The 15,702-nt window shown below is 72.2% G+C and carries 11 protein-coding genes; 8 read left to right on the top strand and 3 right to left on the bottom strand.

Going from position 1 to position 15,702, the window contains the following annotated elements; genetic code table 11:
* Positions 1 to 8: 8 nt before the first annotated feature.
* Both hemG and hemE read right to left on the bottom strand, forming a co-directional pair.
* Entirely contained in the window at positions 9 to 1,367 is a 1,359-nt protein-coding gene (gene hemG, locus CUT39_RS12210) for a protoporphyrinogen oxidase (RefSeq protein ID WP_198587078.1), read from the bottom strand.
* Entirely contained in the window at positions 1,364 to 2,443 is a 1,080-nt protein-coding gene (hemE, locus tag CUT39_RS12205; protein ID WP_100446904.1) for a uroporphyrinogen decarboxylase, read from the bottom strand. The genes hemG and hemE overlap by 4 nt, the downstream gene beginning before the upstream one ends.
* A 160-nt stretch (positions 2,444 to 2,603) precedes the next feature.
* On the opposite strand from hemE, the gene CUT39_RS12200 reads away from it, so the two are divergent.
* The 7 genes from CUT39_RS12200 to CUT39_RS12170 all read left to right on the top strand — a co-directional run bounded on the left by CUT39_RS12200 (position 2,604) and on the right by CUT39_RS12170 (position 12,472).
* Positions 2,604 to 3,821 (top strand): HRDC domain-containing protein, encoded by a 1,218-nt coding sequence (locus CUT39_RS12200; protein WP_232805723.1) that lies wholly within the window; start codon positions 2,604 to 2,606, stop codon positions 3,819 to 3,821.
* Between the two features lie 117 nt (positions 3,822 to 3,938).
* Positions 3,939 to 5,129 (top strand): thiolase family protein, encoded by a 1,191-nt coding sequence (locus tag CUT39_RS12195; protein ID WP_100446900.1) that lies wholly within the window; start codon positions 3,939 to 3,941, stop codon positions 5,127 to 5,129.
* Positions 5,129 to 7,222, top strand: coding sequence for a 3-hydroxyacyl-CoA dehydrogenase NAD-binding domain-containing protein (locus CUT39_RS12190; protein WP_100446898.1), 2,094 nt, complete (start codon positions 5,129 to 5,131; stop codon positions 7,220 to 7,222). Before CUT39_RS12195 ends, CUT39_RS12190 begins: the two co-directional genes overlap by 1 nt.
* A gap of 270 nt (positions 7,223 to 7,492) precedes the next feature.
* Positions 7,493 to 8,248, top strand: a complete 756-nt coding sequence (locus CUT39_RS21495) for a hypothetical protein (RefSeq protein WP_100446896.1) — start codon at positions 7,493 to 7,495, stop codon at positions 8,246 to 8,248.
* 338 nt (positions 8,249 to 8,586) lie between these two features.
* Positions 8,587 to 9,486, top strand: a complete 900-nt coding sequence (locus CUT39_RS12180) for a hypothetical protein (RefSeq protein ID WP_100446894.1) — start codon at positions 8,587 to 8,589, stop codon at positions 9,484 to 9,486.
* Between the two features lie 128 nt (positions 9,487 to 9,614).
* Complete coding sequence (locus CUT39_RS12175; RefSeq protein ID WP_157930642.1) at positions 9,615 to 12,146, top strand: SCO7613 C-terminal domain-containing membrane protein; 2,532 nt, start codon at positions 9,615 to 9,617, stop codon at positions 12,144 to 12,146.
* 56 nt (positions 12,147 to 12,202) lie between these two features.
* Positions 12,203 to 12,472: a hypothetical protein gene (locus CUT39_RS12170; protein WP_198587077.1), complete on the top strand. Its 270-nt coding sequence runs from the start codon at positions 12,203 to 12,205 to the stop codon at positions 12,470 to 12,472.
* A gap of 212 nt (positions 12,473 to 12,684) precedes the next feature.
* On the opposite strand, the gene dxs is transcribed toward CUT39_RS12170, so the two are convergent.
* Positions 12,685 to 14,589, bottom strand: a complete 1,905-nt coding sequence (gene dxs / locus CUT39_RS12165; RefSeq protein ID WP_100446888.1) for a 1-deoxy-D-xylulose-5-phosphate synthase — start codon at positions 14,587 to 14,589, stop codon at positions 12,685 to 12,687.
* Positions 14,590 to 14,751: 162 nt separating this feature from the next.
* On the opposite strand from dxs, the gene CUT39_RS12160 reads away from it, so the two are divergent.
* The gene (locus CUT39_RS12160) at positions 14,752 to 15,654 is read left to right on the top strand and encodes an amidohydrolase family protein (protein ID WP_100446886.1); all 903 of its coding nucleotides are present in this window, start codon (positions 14,752 to 14,754) and stop codon (positions 15,652 to 15,654) included.
* Positions 15,655 to 15,702 lie beyond the last annotated feature (48 nt).

The raw sequence follows: 15,702 nt of genomic DNA, 5'->3' as shown, positions 1-15,702 counted from the left end.
GGCCCTTCCTATGCTGATCCGGAGGCCAGTTGGTCGGCTATCTGGTCGGCGGCGTCCCGGCCCGAGCCGATGCAGGCGGCGATGCCGACTCCGTCGACGGCGGCGCCGGCGATCGCGATGCCGTGGTGGGTGCGGAGCCCTTCCCTCGCCTCGGCCATGCGCGAGGGGTGGCCTGGCGCGTACTGCGGGAGCGCGCCGCCCCACCGGTCGATGCGGTGCGCGACCGGTTCGGGGGTCCGCCGCCCCAGGTGCTCGCCGAGTTCTCGCAGCGCGGTCCTGGCGAGGGTCTCGTCGTCGTGCTGGAGCAGGGCCTCCTCGCCGAGGCGTCCCATCGAGACGCGCAGGATGGAGCGGCGCTTCCCCAGGTGCGGCCACTTCCGGCTGGAGAAGGTGGCGGCCTTGACGGTCTTGCCGCCGCCGGCGGGGGTCAGGAAGCCCGAGGTCTCGGGCAGGTCGATGTGGTCGAACGCGAAGGTGGCCAGGGCGACCGAGGCGTAGCCGACGCCGCTGAGCGCGGCGGCGGCCTCGGGTTCGACTCCGCGCAGGAGCCGGGCGGCCGGTCCGGCCGGGACGGCGAGGATGACCGCGTCGGCGTGCAGCCGGATCGGGTCGGGCACCGGGCCGACGACGACCTCCCAGCCGTAGGGGGTCTGGCGCAGTTCGCGGACGGTCATGCCCAGGCGCACGTCGGCGCGCGCGCACGCGGAGGTGGCGGTGACCAGGCGGGTGAGGCCCCCTTCGATCGAGGCGAACACGGGCGCGCCGGTCGAGGGCCGCTTGACTTCGGCGACGGCTTCGGTGAGGCGGGAGTGGCGTTCGAGGGCGGCGGCGAGCTGCGGCATGACGGCTCTGACCGAGAGCCGGTCGACGTCGCCGGCGTACACCCCCGAGAGCATGGGCGCGACGAGCCGGTCGAGCACTTCGGAGCCGAGCTGGGCGCGCACGAGTTCCCCCACCGACATGTCGGCGCCGGGTGCCAGGAGGGGGCGCTGGGAGCCGCCGGCCTCTTTGACCTCGGCGACCGCGGCGACGTCGGCCGGGTCGGCGGGCAGGCCCATCATGGTGCCGGCGGGCAGGTCCCGCAGTCGGCCCTCGAGGCTGAGGGCGGGTTTGAGGCCGACCGGGTGGACCAGGTCGTCGCCGAGGCCGACGTCCCGGGCCAGTTCCATCGCCTCGGGGCGGGCGGCCAGGAGCGATTCGGCGCCGGCCTCGACCGGCCTGCCGACGAAGCCGACGGTGTGGATCTTGCCGCCGAGTCGGCCGGAGCGCTCGGTGATGATGATCCGGGCGTCCTCCCCCAGCCGTGTGCGCAGGCGGTGGGCGGCGGCGAGCCCGGTGATGCCGCCACCGACGATCAGGATCCTCACGGGCCGGTCACCTCGTGCACGTGGTCGACGACGCGCGCCAACTGGTCGGGGTCGGAGTCGGGCAGGACGCCGTGGCCGAGGTTGAAGATGTGGGTGCCCGCGGCGCGGCCGGCGCGCAGGACCTCGTCGGTCTCGGCCAGGAGCGCGGCCGGGTCGGCCAGGATCGCGGTCGGGTCGAGGTTGCCCTGGAGGGGTTTGCCGGGCAGGCGGGCGGCGGCCTGGTCGAGCGGGATGCGGAAGTCGACGCCGCTGACTTCGGCTCCGGTCTCGGCCATCGCCTCGAGCAGGTGCCCGGTGCCGACGCCGAAGTGGATGCGGGGGACCGCGTCGGCCACGCTCATGAGCGCGGCGGTCGAGTGCGGCAGGGCGTAGCGGCGGTAGTCGGCCTCCGAGAGCGCCCCGGCCCAGGAGTCGAACAATTGGACGGCGCTCGCGCCGGCCTCGACCTGGACTCGGAGGAATTCGCCGCAGATCGCGGCCAGCCGGGAGGCGATGGCGTGCCACAGGTCGGGGCGGGAGCGCATGAGCGCCTTGGTCTTGGCGTGGTCGCGGGAGGGGCCGCCCTCGATGAGGTAGGAGGCGAGGGTGAACGGGGCGCCGGCGAAGCCGATCAGCGGGGTGTCGCCGAGTTCCTTGGTCAGCAGGCCGGTCGCCTCGGTCACGTAGCCGACGTCGCACGGGTCGAGGTTGCGGAGCCGGTCGGCGTCGGACTCGGTGCGGAACGGCTCGGCCACGACCGGGCCGACGCCGGGCACGATCTCGATGTCTACTCCGATCGCCGCCAGCGGGACGACGATGTCGGAGAAGAAGACCGCCGCGTCGACCCCGTAGCGCCGCACCGGCTGCAGGGTGATCTCGCAGACCAGTTCGGGCGTGCGGCAGGCCTCCAGCATGGTGGTCCCCTCGCGTGCCTTGCGGTATTCGGGGAGGCTGCGTCCGGCCTGGCGCATGAACCAGACCGGCACTCGTTCGGGCTCCGCCCCGCGGCAGGCCGCTAGGAACGGTGAGGTCGTCTTGGGGGCCGGATCGGTTCGCACCCGTTCATCTTGGCATGCGGGACGGGGGCCCGCCCGCATCAGCGGGCGCGATGTGGCGCGCATCGTCCCGCGGATCGGGAGGCGGCTGCCTCTTGCGGGTGACCGAAAACAGTGCTATAAGGCCACGTTCGGGTGTATATCGGTCCCGGCGGCGGCGAGGCAGTAGCGGCGGCAAGCTACTCCGCCGTACCTTGAACAGGTGACCGATCCCCAGCCCGAACCAGAGCCACAACTGTTGACCGAGCCTCGTGAAGGCATGCCCCCGCTCATCGAGGGTCCGAACGCACTCGCCGAGGCCGCCGAGTGCCTCCGGGCCGGCTCCGGCCCGGTCGCGATCGACACCGAGCGCGCCTCCGGTTTCCGCTACTCGGGTCGCGCTTACCTTATCCAGCTTCGGCGCGCCGGTGCGGGCACGGTGCTGGTCGACCCCATCCCCATCGACGACCTCACCCCGCTGCGCCGCGCCCTGGCCGACCTCGACTGGATCCTGCACGCCGCCAGCCAGGACCTGCCGTGTCTGGAGGAGCTGGAACTGCGCCCGGCGACGCTGTTCGACACCGAGCTGGCCGCCCGGCTGTGCAACTTCGAGAAGGTGGGCCTGGCCTCGCTGACCGAGCAGTTGCTGGGCTTCCGGCTGGAGAAGCAGCACTCGGCGGCCGACTGGTCGCAGCGGCCCCTGCCGCACGATTGGCTCGCCTACGCCGCCCTCGACGTCGAGCTGCTGCTCGAACTGCGCGAGCGCCTCGCCGCCGAACTGACCGCCCAGGGCAAGACGGGCTGGGCGGCGGCCGAGTTCGAACACGTGCGCACCGCCGGTCCGCCGAAGCCGCGCAAGGAGCCGTGGCGGCGCACCAGCGGCATCCACAAGGTCCGCGGCGCCAAGGCACTGGGGCGGGTGCGCGCGGTCTGGGAGGCCCGCGACGGCCTCGCCCGCAAGCTCGACCGCGCCCCCGGCAAGGTCCTGCCCGACGCCGCGATCGTCGAGGCGGCCACGAGCGACCCGACCGACTTCGCCGAGCTGATGAGCCTGCCGGGGTTCCGCCGCCGGGGCGGGCGCGCCAACGCCAGGCTGTGGCTGTCGGCCCTGGCCGAGGCCCGGCGGCTGCCGGGCGAGAAGCTGCCGTCGACCACGCCCCCGCAGGACGGCCCGCCGGCGACGCACCGCTGGGCCGACCGCGACCCGGAGGCCGCCGTGCGCCTGACCGCCGCCCGCGAAGTGGTCTCCGAAGTGGCCGGGAAGCACAATCTGCCGCCGGAGAACCTCATGACGCCGGCCATCGTGCGCGGCCTGGCCTGGGATCCGCCGAAGCGGCCGAGCGAGCGGCACGTCCGCTCGGCGCTGCTGGAGGCCGGGGCCCGCCGCTGGCAGGTCGACCTGCTCGCTTCGAGTCTGTCGGAGGCGCTGAGCAACTCCTAGAAGTCCTCGTGGACGGGCCGTCGGTACTAGCCTGAGACCACGGCCGGGGGGCCGTGACACCGATCTTACTAGCGAGTAACATCGGCTGTGACGTCGCATACCCAAGGGAGGGCAAGCGTGAACGACACCATCCGCGATGTCGTCTTCGTCGACGGAGTGAGAACTCCGTTCGGCAAGGCGGGGAAACTCTTCGAGGAGACCCGCGCCGACGACATGATCATCCGCTGCATCAGGACGCTGCTGCGCCGCAATCCGGCCCTGCCTCCTGAAAGGATCGACGAGGTGGCGCTGGCGGCCACCACCCAGATCGGCGACCAGGGGCTCACGCTGGGACGCTCGGCGGCGCTGCTGTCGGGCCTGCCCCGCTCGGTGCCGGGCTTCTCCATCGACCGCATGTGCGCCGGGGCCATGACCGCGGTGACGACCGTGGCCTCCGCGATCGCCTCGCGCAACTACGAGATCGCCATCGCCGGCGGCGTGGAGTCGATGAGCAACCACCCGATGGGCGAGGGCGCCGACCCCAACCCGCGCATCGTCGCCGAGAAACTGGTCGACACCGACGCACTGGTCATGGGCAACACCGCTGAGAACCTCCACGACCTGTTCCCGGCCATCACCAAGGAGCGCGCCGACGAGTACGCCGCCGCGACCCAGCAGCGGTACGCCGCGGCGCTCGACGAGCTCCAGGCCGACATGACCTCGATGGCCGCCCGATCGACCGACGAGGGCTGGACCGTGGCGACGGCCGACCAGTTGCCGCGCCCGGAGACGACCGTGGAGGGCCTGGCCGACCTGCGCACCCCGTTCCGCCCGCACGGCAAGGTCACCGCCGGGACCTCGGCGCCGCTGACCGACGGCGCGACCGCCTGCCTCGTCGCCGACCGCGGGACCGCCGAGGCCCTGGAGCTGCCGGTGTCGATGACGATGGTCGGTTTCGCCTTCGCCGGCGTCGACCCCGAGACCATGGGGGTCGGGCCGATCCCGGCCACCGAGAAGGCCCTCGACCGGGCCGGGCTGTCGATCGACGACATCGGGATCATCGAGATCAACGAGGCCTTCGCCGTCCAGGTGCTGGCCTTCCTCGACCACTTCAAGATCGCCGACGACGACCCGCGGGTCAACCCGTGGGGCGGGGCGATCGCCGTGGGCCACCCGCTGGCCTCCTCGGGGGTCCGGCTGATGACCCAGCTTTCCCGCGAGTTCGCCGAGCACCCCGAGGTGCGCTACGGCATCACCACCATGTGCGTCGGCCTCGGCCAGGGCGGCACGGTCATCTGGGAGAACCCGCACTTCGAGGGAGACAAGTAATGAGCACGTTCCCCGTTGAATTCCCCGATTTCCCCGACGAGGCGGTCACCGAGTCGCTGGTCCGCTATATCGACGTGCCCGGTTTGGACGGCAGGGCCGCGCTGATCACGCTCGACAACGGCTTCGACCACAACAAGCCGAACTCGTTCGGCCCCGGCGGGCTCAAGAGCCTGTGGAACGCGCTCGACGAGGTCGAGGCCGCCGATGACCTGGGGCTCATCGCCGTCACCGGCAAGCCGTTCATCTTCCTGGCCGGCGCGGACATCAAGATGATGCCGCTGCTGGAGACCCGCGAGCAGGGTCTGGCGATGGCCCGCGCCGGGCACGCGGTCTACAAGCGGCTCAAGGACTCCGAGGTACCGACCTTCGCGTTCGTCAACGGCACCGCCTTGGGCGGCGGCATGGAGCTGGCGCTGCACTGCCACTACCGGACCGTCTCGACCGGCGCGATGGGGCTGGGCCTGCCGGAGGTCTCGATCGGCCTGATCCCCGGCTGGGGCGGCTCGCAGATCCTGCCGAACCTGATCGGCCCGGAGGCGGCCGCGAAGGTCATCATCGGCAATCCGCTCAACCAGAACAAGATGCTGCGCGGCCCCGAACTGGCCGGCATGGGCATCGCCGACGCCGCGTTCGAGCCGGCCGACTTCCTCGAGGAGTCGCTCGCCTGGGCGGTCGGGGTCGTGCGCGGCGAGATCGCCGTGGAGCGGCCCGAGATCGACCGGCAGTCGTGGCCGGCGGTCATGGCCGAGGTCCGGAAGACGGTCGACCGGAAGACCCACAACGCCTCGCCGGCGGCGATGAAGGCCCTGGACCTGCTGGACCTGGCGCGCACCGCCTCGTTCGAGGAGGGCTCGCTCGCCGAGGACGAGGCCCTGGCCGACCTGGAGACGGCCCCGGAGTTCAAGACCAGCCTGTACGCGTTCAACCTGGTGCGGCAGCTCGGCAAGAAGCCGGCGGGGGCGCCGAGTTCGGGCCTGGCCAAGGAGATCGGCAAGGTCGGCGTGGTCGGCGCCGGGCTCATGGCCGGGCAGATCGCGCTCATGTTCGCCCGGCGCCTGGGGGTCCCGGTGGTCATGACCGACCTCGACCAGGAGCGGGCCGACCGCGGCCTGGCGCAGGTGCGCGGCGAGATCGACAAACTCGAGTCCAAGGGCCGGGTGTCGAAGCTGGCGGCGGCGCGGCTGCGCGGGCTGATCTCGGCCAGCGCCGACAAGGCCGTCTACGCCGACTGCGACCTGGTGATCGAGGCCGTGTTCGAGGAGCTCAAGGTCAAGCAGGCGGTCTTCGCCGAGGTCGAGCAGGTCGTCTCGGACGAGTGCCTGCTGGTCACCAACACCTCCGGCCTGTCGGTGACGGCGATGGCCTCGAAGCTGTCCCGGCCCGAGCGCCTGGTGGGCATGCACTTCTTCAACCCGGTGGCGGTCATGCCGCTGGTGGAGGTCATCGGGACCGACTCGACCGACACCGAGACGCTGGCGACGGCGTACGAGGTGGCCAAGAAGCTGAAGAAGACCGCGGTCGGCTCGGCCGACCGTCCGGCGTTCATCGTGAACCGGTTGCTGGGCCGGATGCTCGCGGAGGTGACCGGCGCGGTCGACGAGGGCACTCCGGCCGGGGTGGCCGACGTGGCGCTCGACGAGCTGGGCCTGCCGATGCGGCCGTTCGCGCTGCTGGAGCTGGTGGGTCTTCAGGTCGCCTGGCACCTGACCAGCCACCTGAACGAGGACCTGGGGCCGCGGTTCCCGAAGTCGGAGAACCTGCGGCGCCTGGCCGAGGCGGACTTCCAGGTGTTCGACCCCGACGCGGCCGGCGAGGGCAGGCTCACCGAGCAGGCCGAGGCGCTGGTCGAGCTCGGGGACCGGCCGTCGACGGCCGAGGAGGTCAGGCAGCGGACGCTGCGGGGCCTGGCCGAGGAGGTGGGGCTCATGCTCGACGAGGGCGTGGTGCCCGGGCCGCAGCAGATCGACCTGGCGATGATCCTGGGTGCGGGATTCCCGTTCTGGCTGGGCGGACTCACCCCGTATCTGGACCGGGCCGGGATCTCGACCGAAGCGGTCGGCAAGGTGTTCGACGCCATGCGGGCCTCGGATTAGGAGCCGCGCGCGCGTTGCGAACCCGTAAGTGGTGAAGGTCACTTTGTTTTTCAACCGAGCCCGGGTTTACCCGAAAGGGTGAACCCGGGCTCGTCTCATTCCGGGGGCGGATGGGAGCAGTTCCAGCAGGACCCTCCCACGTCCGGCAATAGCGGAGCTATCGGAAAATCCGGATGGCCGTCCCAGGCGTGTACGGAATCGCTCCCATCCAGTGACCTACGGTGAAGTAACCCTCTTTGACCAGCGCGTTTCTCCCTCTATGTTTGCGCGGTGCAGATTCGCGAGAATGTCGAGCGCGCGACCGAGTCGCTTCGGAGCGCCACACTCATCACTTCCGACCGCATCAAGTCGGCGGCGACCCGCGTGGTCGACCGCTTCGGGCCGCGCCTGACCGTCGCAGGGGCCGCCACCGCGATCTTCATCGGCTCTACCACGGGCGCCGCCTGGACGATCACCGGCATGGACGACCCGGACGAGACCGGCTCGAACCCGGACGGCGGGTTCGCCGGGACCACCGCTCAGATGCTCGGCATCGTCTCCGACGACGCCGCCGCCACCGCCGAGGCCGAGGATCCTGAGGAGCCCCAGCCGGTCGGCGGCCTGGACGAGGACCAGATGGCCAACGCCGTCGACATCATCGAGGCCGGCATCGAGAACGACCTCGACCGCGACGGCTGGGCCGTGGCCCTGGCCTGCGCCATGCAGGAGTCCAAACTCCGCAACTACGCCAACGTCAACGTGCCCGAGTCGTACGACCACGACTACCAGGCCGAAGGCTCCGACCACGACTCGGTGGGGCTGTTCCAGCAGCGGCCCTCGACCGGCTGGGGCAGCGTCGGCGAGCTGATGGATCCGAAGACCTCGGCCGGCAAGTTCTACGGCACGCTCAAGAAGGTCTCCGACTGGGAGGAGAAGTCCATCACCGCCGCCGCGCAGGCCGTGCAGATCTCGGCCTACCCCGACGCCTACGCGCAGTGGGAGGACCTCGCCTGGGAGATCATCGAGGAGTACGAGCGGGTCAACTAGCTTTCCTCCGTGCCTCCCCGCACGACCGGGCCCCGCGGCGCTGCCGCGGGGCCCGGTCCCGTTCAAAACGCCTGGTGACCGAGCTGAGACTCCGCGCACATGACTTAAGTCACACCAGAGGTTCCGGCATTCCGGACCGCCGTTCGCCCGACGCGGCCCCGCCCGTCCGGCGGAGACGAACCCGCCCGAACCGCCCCGATCGCGCGCAGGTGCCGCGATAGAGCCTCTTCCGCTCGAAAACCTCAGGCGCACCGAGAGGGAATCGACGGTCTTCAATTACCGCCGAGGGTGCCGGCAGCGGCCCTGAGCTGCCGCTACACGCCCCTAGCCTTTCCTCTGTGCGAGAGCGGGCACTCCCCCCAGATCCTGCGACCAGCGCCGAAGACCGCGGCGACCGCCACCGTGTCGCCCCCGGCCGCCATCGCGCCGGTCCGGGCCGGCATCGGCGCGGGCGCGGACGGCATCGCGCCGCCCCCGCGCTGGCCCACATCGCGGCCGCCGCGGTCGCCGCGATCATCTGCGTCGGTTCGGCGAGCGCCATCCTGGCCTCCGGCGAGGACCTGCGGACCGGGAGCTTCGTCGCCGAGCAGACCCGGATCGGCCACGAACGCCAAGCGACCGAGCGCCGGCCGAGCCGGGAACTCCGGTCGAGCCCGGGCACGGCCTCCCGGCCCGAACTGGCCGAGGACGACCCCGCGGCGGCGGCCGAGGAAGCCGACGACGAGGCCGAGGAGACGCCCGACCAGACCGAATCGGCCGAGGACGAGGAGCCCGACCCGGAGCCGGACGGCCCCCCGGAACCGGTCGGCGGCCTCGACCGGGCCCAGATGGACAACGCCGTGACCATCATCGAGGTCGGCGTGGAACGGGGCCTGGAGCGGCGCGCCTGGGCGGTGGCGCTGGCGACCGCGATGCAGGAGGCCAAGCTCTACAACGCCGCCAACACCGGCGTGCCCGAGTCCTACGACCACGACTGGCAGCTCGAGGGCTCCGACCACGACTCGGTCGGGATCTTCCAGCAGCGGCCCTCGACCGGCTGGGGAACGGTCGCCGAGCTCATGGACGTGTCCACCGCGGCCCACAAGTTCTACGGCGGTCTCGAGGAGGTCCCCGGCTGGCGGAACATGCCCCTCACCGCGGCGGCACAGACCGTCCAGCGCTCGGCCCACCCCGGCCGCTACGCGCAGTGGGAGGACCTCGCCTGGGAGATCATCGAGGAGTACGAGCGGGTCAACTAGTCCGCTTGGAGGAATCCGCCAAGATATCCCCCTCGGAAGGGCCGATACCGGCCGGTAGTTGTCGGGGCCGCACAAAACACGTTCCGACAGTCCGAACTCCGTGTTGACATGCCCAGCACACTGACGGGGTGAACACGTACACCTGCCCCCGCTGCGGACAGCGCAGCACACCCGCCCAGTGTCCGAGCTGCGGCAGGGGACCCGAGCCGCTCCTGGCGCGGCTCGACGAGCTGGACACGGCCCTTCGCGTGATCTCGCACCACAACCGCAGCCGCGCCGCGGTCGAGGCCGAGCGGCTCGAAGTGCTCGAGGCTCTGGGCCGCCTGGCCGAGTCCTACCGGAACCGGACCGCGGCATCCCCGAGCGCACCGGCTCCGACCACCGGGCCGACGCCCGCCCCGCCCGGTCCCGCCACTCCCCCACCGCCGCCTCCGCCGCGCGCCCGGCCCGAAATGGGCGCCAAGGCCGTGCAGACACTGCTGCTGGGCCTCGGCGGTCTGCTGGTGGCCGCGGCGATAGTCATCTTCACCGCCGTGGCCTGGCGCCACCTCGGCGACGCCGGGCGCCTGGCGATCCTGACCGGATTCACCGCACTCCTGCTGGGCACGCCCGTCGCGCTGCTGCGGTTCGGCCTGCGCGCCACCGCCGAGACCTTCGGCGCGCTCGCCTCACTGGCGCTCTGGTGCTCGGCCCTGGCCGGGTACTACCTGCTCCTGCCCGGCGGGGCCTCGCTCACCGCCGAAGCGGTCGGCACCTGGACGATGCTCGTACTGGCCGCGCTCGCCGCCTACCGGGCGGCCGTGCCGGTCGCCGCCACCGGCTGGGCCATGCTCCCGCTGGCGGCGATCGGGGCCTCCTTCGCCGCCGTCGGCGAGACGATCAACGCCGCGCTGCTCATGCTCGGCACCGCCACCGTGCTGGCCTCGGCCGCATGGGTCGCCGCGCACCGCCCGAGCCACTACCGGCGCTCCGAACCGGTTGCCTCGCGGCTGCTGCTGTGCGCGGCGGTGGTGCTGGCGTTCCTGGCCGGCCTGCGCGTGGCCTTCGGCCTCAGCGACCCGCTCGTGCCGGTCGTCGCGGCCGCGGTGGCCCTGCTGGCCGCCGGGAACCTGCTGGCGACCGTCTACGCGCGCCGGGCCGGGGCGACGACCCTGACCACACTCATCGCCTGGGCCGCCACCGGCTCGCTGGCCGTCGCCGCCTGGGTGCTGTCGATCCGCGCCGGCGAGGCCGAGCTGACCGTCCCCTCCCTCGCGCTGCTCGGCGCGCTCATCGCGGCCCTGGTCGGCGAGCTCGACCGCTCCGAATCCGAACCGGGCCTGCTCGGCGGGGCCGTCGCCGCGATCGCCGGACTGGCCTCGCTCGCGATCGTCGCCGTCGACGCGCCCGACCTGACCTCGTACCTCGGCGCGTCCGCGGCGGCCGCGGCGATCGCGCTCGCCGTGCGCGGACCGCTGCACGAGCCGCTGCGCCGGGCCGCCCGGATCGGCCTGGTGGCCGTCGCGGCCGCCGGCGCGGCCATCGCGCTCGAGGCGCTGCCGGTCGTCTGGTGGGACGTGGATCCGTTCGGGCCCTACACCTGGGAGGTCCCGATCGTGCTCGCCCTGACCGCGTTCGCCGCGGCACTGGTGCCGCGCGTCTGGCGGATCGACGTGGTCGCCTTCGCCGCCACGTTCGCGGCCGTCGGCGCGGCCGGGCTGCTGTGGCACGAGGTCTCGGCCCCGCAGGCGGCCGTCCCGGTGCTGGGCTTCACGTTCGCGGCGGCGGTGGCCCTCGCGACCGCACTGGCCTCGGCGACCATGACCGGCCGGTGCACCTCCTGGGTGATGCTGGCGGTCTGGCTGCCGGTGACCGCCGCCGCGATCGGCTCCAGCCCGCACCTCGGGGCGGACGCGCTCCAACTGGGGTTCGCCCTGACGGGCGCGGCGGCGGCGATGCTCATGATCGCGGCCGGAGCTCGGCGGCGCACGCGCGCCGACCGGGTGCTGGGGGCGATCCTGGCCCACGTTCTGGCCGGGACAACGGTCGCGGTCATGCTCGGTGCGGAGTGGATCGCCGAGCTCATCGCCTCCTCCGGCTCGGTGCGGCTGCTGCCAGCCGCGATCGGCGCGTACACCCTCGCGCTGGCCGGGGTGTCGGTGATGGCGCCGGCCAAGCGGCGGGCCTACGCGATCGCGGCCCTGTGCACCGGCACGCTCGCATGGTGGACGCTGCTGGCGTCCTACTCGGTGACCACGCTGGAGTCCTTCACGGGGCCGCCGGCGGCGCTGCTGTTCGGCATCGGGGTGCGGCACCTGCTGCGCAGGCCCGAATCCGGTTCGTGGACGGCGCTGGCGGCGCCGGTCGCGGTCGGGCTCGCCCCCAGCCTGCTGGCGGCCCTCGGAGAGGACGGCGAGGCCGCCCGGCGCGTCGGGGTCGGTGCCGCCGCCCTCGCGGTGGTCATCGCCGGGCTGGCCCGGCGCTGGCAGGCGCCGCTGATCCTCGGCTCGGCCGCGCTGGCGGCACTGACGATCAACGAGCTGGCCCTGCTCTGGCACCTGATTCCGCAGTGGATCCCGCCCGCGGTGGGCGGCGCGATCCTGATCCTCGCCGGCGCCACGCTGGAGCAGCGCCGCCGCGACCTGCGCCGCCTGTCGCGCTCGATCCGCTCGATGCGCTGACCGGCCGGCCTCGGGCACTCGAGCCCAGAGTTAGACAAATGCTGCACGCTGGAACCATGACCATAGGATTCCGTCCGACCGACGAGGACGAGCAGATCATCCAGAGCTTCAAGCGCGAAGGGGAGAGCGCCTCCGACGTGCTTCGTCGCGGCCTGCGCAGCCTCGAACGCACGGCCTGGGAGGAGCGAGCCCGCGCCGACATGGCCCGCCTGGCGCTGGAGGACCCGTCCGACGAGCCGGACGACTGGGAGTACGACGAGTCGGGCGATATCCGCGTGCTCGGAGCGGACATCACCGTCGCCGCCAGGAAGGAAGACACCCGTTGACACGCGTTACGTCACCGGCGAACTCATCGACTTCCTCAGCCCGGAGGATATGGAACAGGTCGAGCATGCCGTCATCCGGTATCTCGGCCTCGCATCCTGAGCGGAATTCCTCCGGCCGGGAGGCAACCTTTCGAGCCCTCGCGGCGTCCTAACTCCAAGCACCAGAAGCGCGGCCGGCCCGATCGGGCCGGCCGCGCTTCTTCGCGTTCGGGTCAGCGGCGGCGCTCGGCCTCGGCCCCGAGGCGCTCGGCGATGGCCTCGGGGGTGAGGCCGAGGTCGGCCAGCAGTTCGGGACGGGCGCCGTGCGGGTGCCAGTCGCGGGCGACGGCGAAATCGACCAGCGGCACCTCGGTGCCCGCGTCGCGCAGGGCCTGGGCGAGCGCGTCGCCGAAGCCTCCGGCGCGGACGCCGTCCTCGACCGTGGCTACCAGCCGGTACTGCCCGGCGAGCTTCACCAGCGCGTCCGGGACCGGACAGATCCACCTGGGGTCGACCACCGTCGCGGCGACGCCCTCGTCGGCCAGCCGGGCGGCGGCCTGGACCGCGGTGGCGGCGAGCGCGCCGCAGGCGACGATGAGCAGCTCGTCGCCCTCGGGCTCGACCAGGAGGTCCAGGCCCTCGCGGGTGTCGACCGGCTCCAGGTTCCCGGCCGGGATCGCCCCGGTGGGGAAGCGCAGCATCGTCGGGCCGTCGTCGATCGCGAGCGCCTCGGCGAACTCCTCGCGCAGAGTCGCCTCGTCGCGCGGGGCGGCGATCCGCATGCCCGGCACCACGCGGAAGATCGAGGTGTCCCAGATGCCGAAGTGGCTGGGCCCGTCCGGTCCGGTGATGCCGGCGCGGTCGAGTACGAACGTGACCGGCAGGCGGTGCATGGACACGTCCAGCACGGTCTGGTCGAAGGCGCGGTTCATGAACGTGGAGTAGACGGCCACGACCGGGTGGAGGCCGTTCATCGCGAGCCCGGCCGCGGAGGTGACGGCGTGCTGCTCGGCGATGCCGACGTCGAACACGCGGTCGGGGTGGCGCTTCATCAGCTTGTCGACGCCGGTGGGGCCGGGCATGGCGGCGGTGATCGCCACCAGGTCGGGCCGGGTCTCCGCATGGGTGATCAGTTCCTCGGAGAACACGGCGGTCCAGCGCCGCTTCTTGGCGGCGACCGGCTGCCCGGTGATCGGGTCGAACGCCGACGAGGGGGAGTGCATCTGCTCGGCCTCGTCCTCGCGGGCGGGGGCCCAGCCGCGGCCCTTCTCGGTGAGGGCGTGGATGATCACGGGCCCGCCGAACCGCTTGGCCTGGTCGAGGGCCTCGGCGACCTCGTCGTAGTCGTGGCCGTCGATGGGGCCGACGTACTTGATGCCGAGGTCGGAGAACATGCCCTGCGGGGCCAGGGCGTCCTTCACGCCGGTCTTGGCCGCGTGCAGCGCCGAGTAGGCGGCGTGGCCGACGACCGGGATGCCCTCGACGGTGTGCTTGATCTTCTCCAGGGCCGGCTCGTAGCCGGGGCTCAGCCGCAGCCCGGCGAGCCGCTTGGCGATGCCGCCGACGGTCGGGGCGTAGGAGCGGCCGTTGTCGTTGACGACGATGACGAGCCGGAGGTCGTCGCGGGCGGCGATGTTGTTGAGCGCCTCCCAGCACATGCCGCCGGTGAGGGCGCCGTCGCCGACCACGGCCACGACGTGCCGGTCGGAGCCGGAGAGCGCGTTGGCCTTGGCGAGGCCGTCGGCGTAGGACAGCGCGGTGGAGGCGTGGGAGTTCTCCACCAGGTCGTGGGGGGATTCGGCGCGGTTGGGGTAGCCGGTGAGGCCGCCGCGGCGGCGCAGGCCGCTGAACCGGCCGGCCCGTCCGGTGAGGATCTTGTGGACGTACGACTGGTGCCCGGTGTCGAAGACGACCTGGTCGTGCGGGGAGTCGAAGACGCGGTGGATCGCCATGGTCAGTTCCACCACACCGAGGTTGGGCCCGATGTGCCCGCCGGTGCGGGCCACCGCTCCGATGAGGAACTCTCTGAGTTCGGACGCCAGGAGCGGCAGTTCGGCCTCGTCGAGCGACTTGAAATCGGCCAGCCTGCCGATGGAGGCGAGGATCGGGCCCATCTCGGGTTCGTCGGTGGCGGTCATAGGGCCGAAGTCTAGCCGTGGCGTCGGCTCGGTGGGCGTGCCGCTCCCACGTCGAAACGTGACACGTAACACTCAATGACTGTCGGATACCCGTCACTCCACGAAAGGGACACGCCGGACGAAAGTCCACCGCACCTGCATGCTCAGTGTGATCATCACAACATGGATCTGATTGACCTGCACCAGAACACCGAATGGCCCGCGCGCCTCGATCAGGTGTTGAGCTCCTCGCCGGTCGACTGGGCCGAGCGCAGAGCCGAGGTGCAAAGCCGCGCCTCACCGGGGCTGGCCCGGCTCCAGCGGCTGTCGGCGGTGCCCCGGTTCGACCTGGACGCGGTCGCCGGCGAGGTCTACGAGGGCATCCTGGAGAACGCGCTCGAGGCGGCCGCCTCCGGCGGCGCGGCCTACGCCGAGCTGCGGCTGCCGCAGGAATCGATCATCTACCCCGGCTTCATGGCGCATTTCGACGCCGCCCTCGACCGCGTCGCCGAGGCCCACCCCGGCTTCGACGCCGGCGCGGTCCTGAGCCTGAACCTGTGGGAGCCGACCGTGCGGGAGATCTGCGACGCCTTCGGCGACACCGCCGCGGCGGGCCTGGCCGGGGTCGAACTGGTCTACGTCCCCTATGCGGCCGAGGCCGACTGGACCCGCGGCCGCATGGTCGCCGAGGCCGCCGCCGCGGCGGGCCTGGGCGTGACCGTGCCCGCCGGGGCCTTCAACACCTCCAACCTGGCCGCACTGGCCCACATCGAGCAGGTCGACCGCATCGGCCACGCCGTCGGGGCCGCGAGCGACCCCGGCGTGATGCGCCTGCTGGCCGACCGGGGCGTGACCGTCGAGGTGTGCCTCACCTCCGCGGTGGTGCTGGGCATGGTCGGCTCCCTCGAGGAGCACCCGCTGCCGCGGTTCCTGGAGGCGGGGATCGAGGTGGTGCTCGGCACCGACTCGCCGCTGCGAATGGGAACCGACATCGCCGCCGAATACGACAAAGCCGCTTCGCTCGGACTCGGCGAGCGCGACTTGGCGTCACTGTCCGAACGGGCTCTGGCGGCGCGGTTGATCTGATCACGACGCCGGGAATTGATTGCCGTTTCGCAACAGTCTCGACAAAGT

Source organism: Glycomyces xiaoerkulensis (assembly GCF_002798405.1).
In the GTDB taxonomy this organism is placed as follows: Bacteria; Actinomycetota; Actinomycetes; order Mycobacteriales; family Micromonosporaceae; genus Glycomyces; species Glycomyces xiaoerkulensis.
Note: the sequence above shows the minus strand (reverse complement) of the source record. Positions and strands in the feature narration are given on the sequence as shown.

Bases quoted from the DNA above. Each gene is read 5' to 3' on its own strand.
- hemE (WP_100446904.1), bottom strand. From the start codon at position 2,443: ATGCGGGCGGGCCCCCGTCCCGCATGCCAAGATGAACGGGTGCGAACC.
- CUT39_RS12190 (WP_100446898.1), top strand. From the start codon at position 5,129: ATGAGCACGTTCCCCGTTGAATTCCCCGATTTCCCCGACGAGGCGGTC.
- CUT39_RS12170 (WP_198587077.1), top strand. From the start codon at position 12,203: ATGACCATAGGATTCCGTCCGACCGACGAGGACGAGCAGATCATCCAG.
- dxs (WP_100446888.1), bottom strand. From the start codon at position 14,589: ATGACCGCCACCGACGAACCCGAGATGGGCCCGATCCTCGCCTCCATC.
- CUT39_RS12160 (WP_100446886.1), top strand. From the start codon at position 14,752: ATGGATCTGATTGACCTGCACCAGAACACCGAATGGCCCGCGCGCCTC.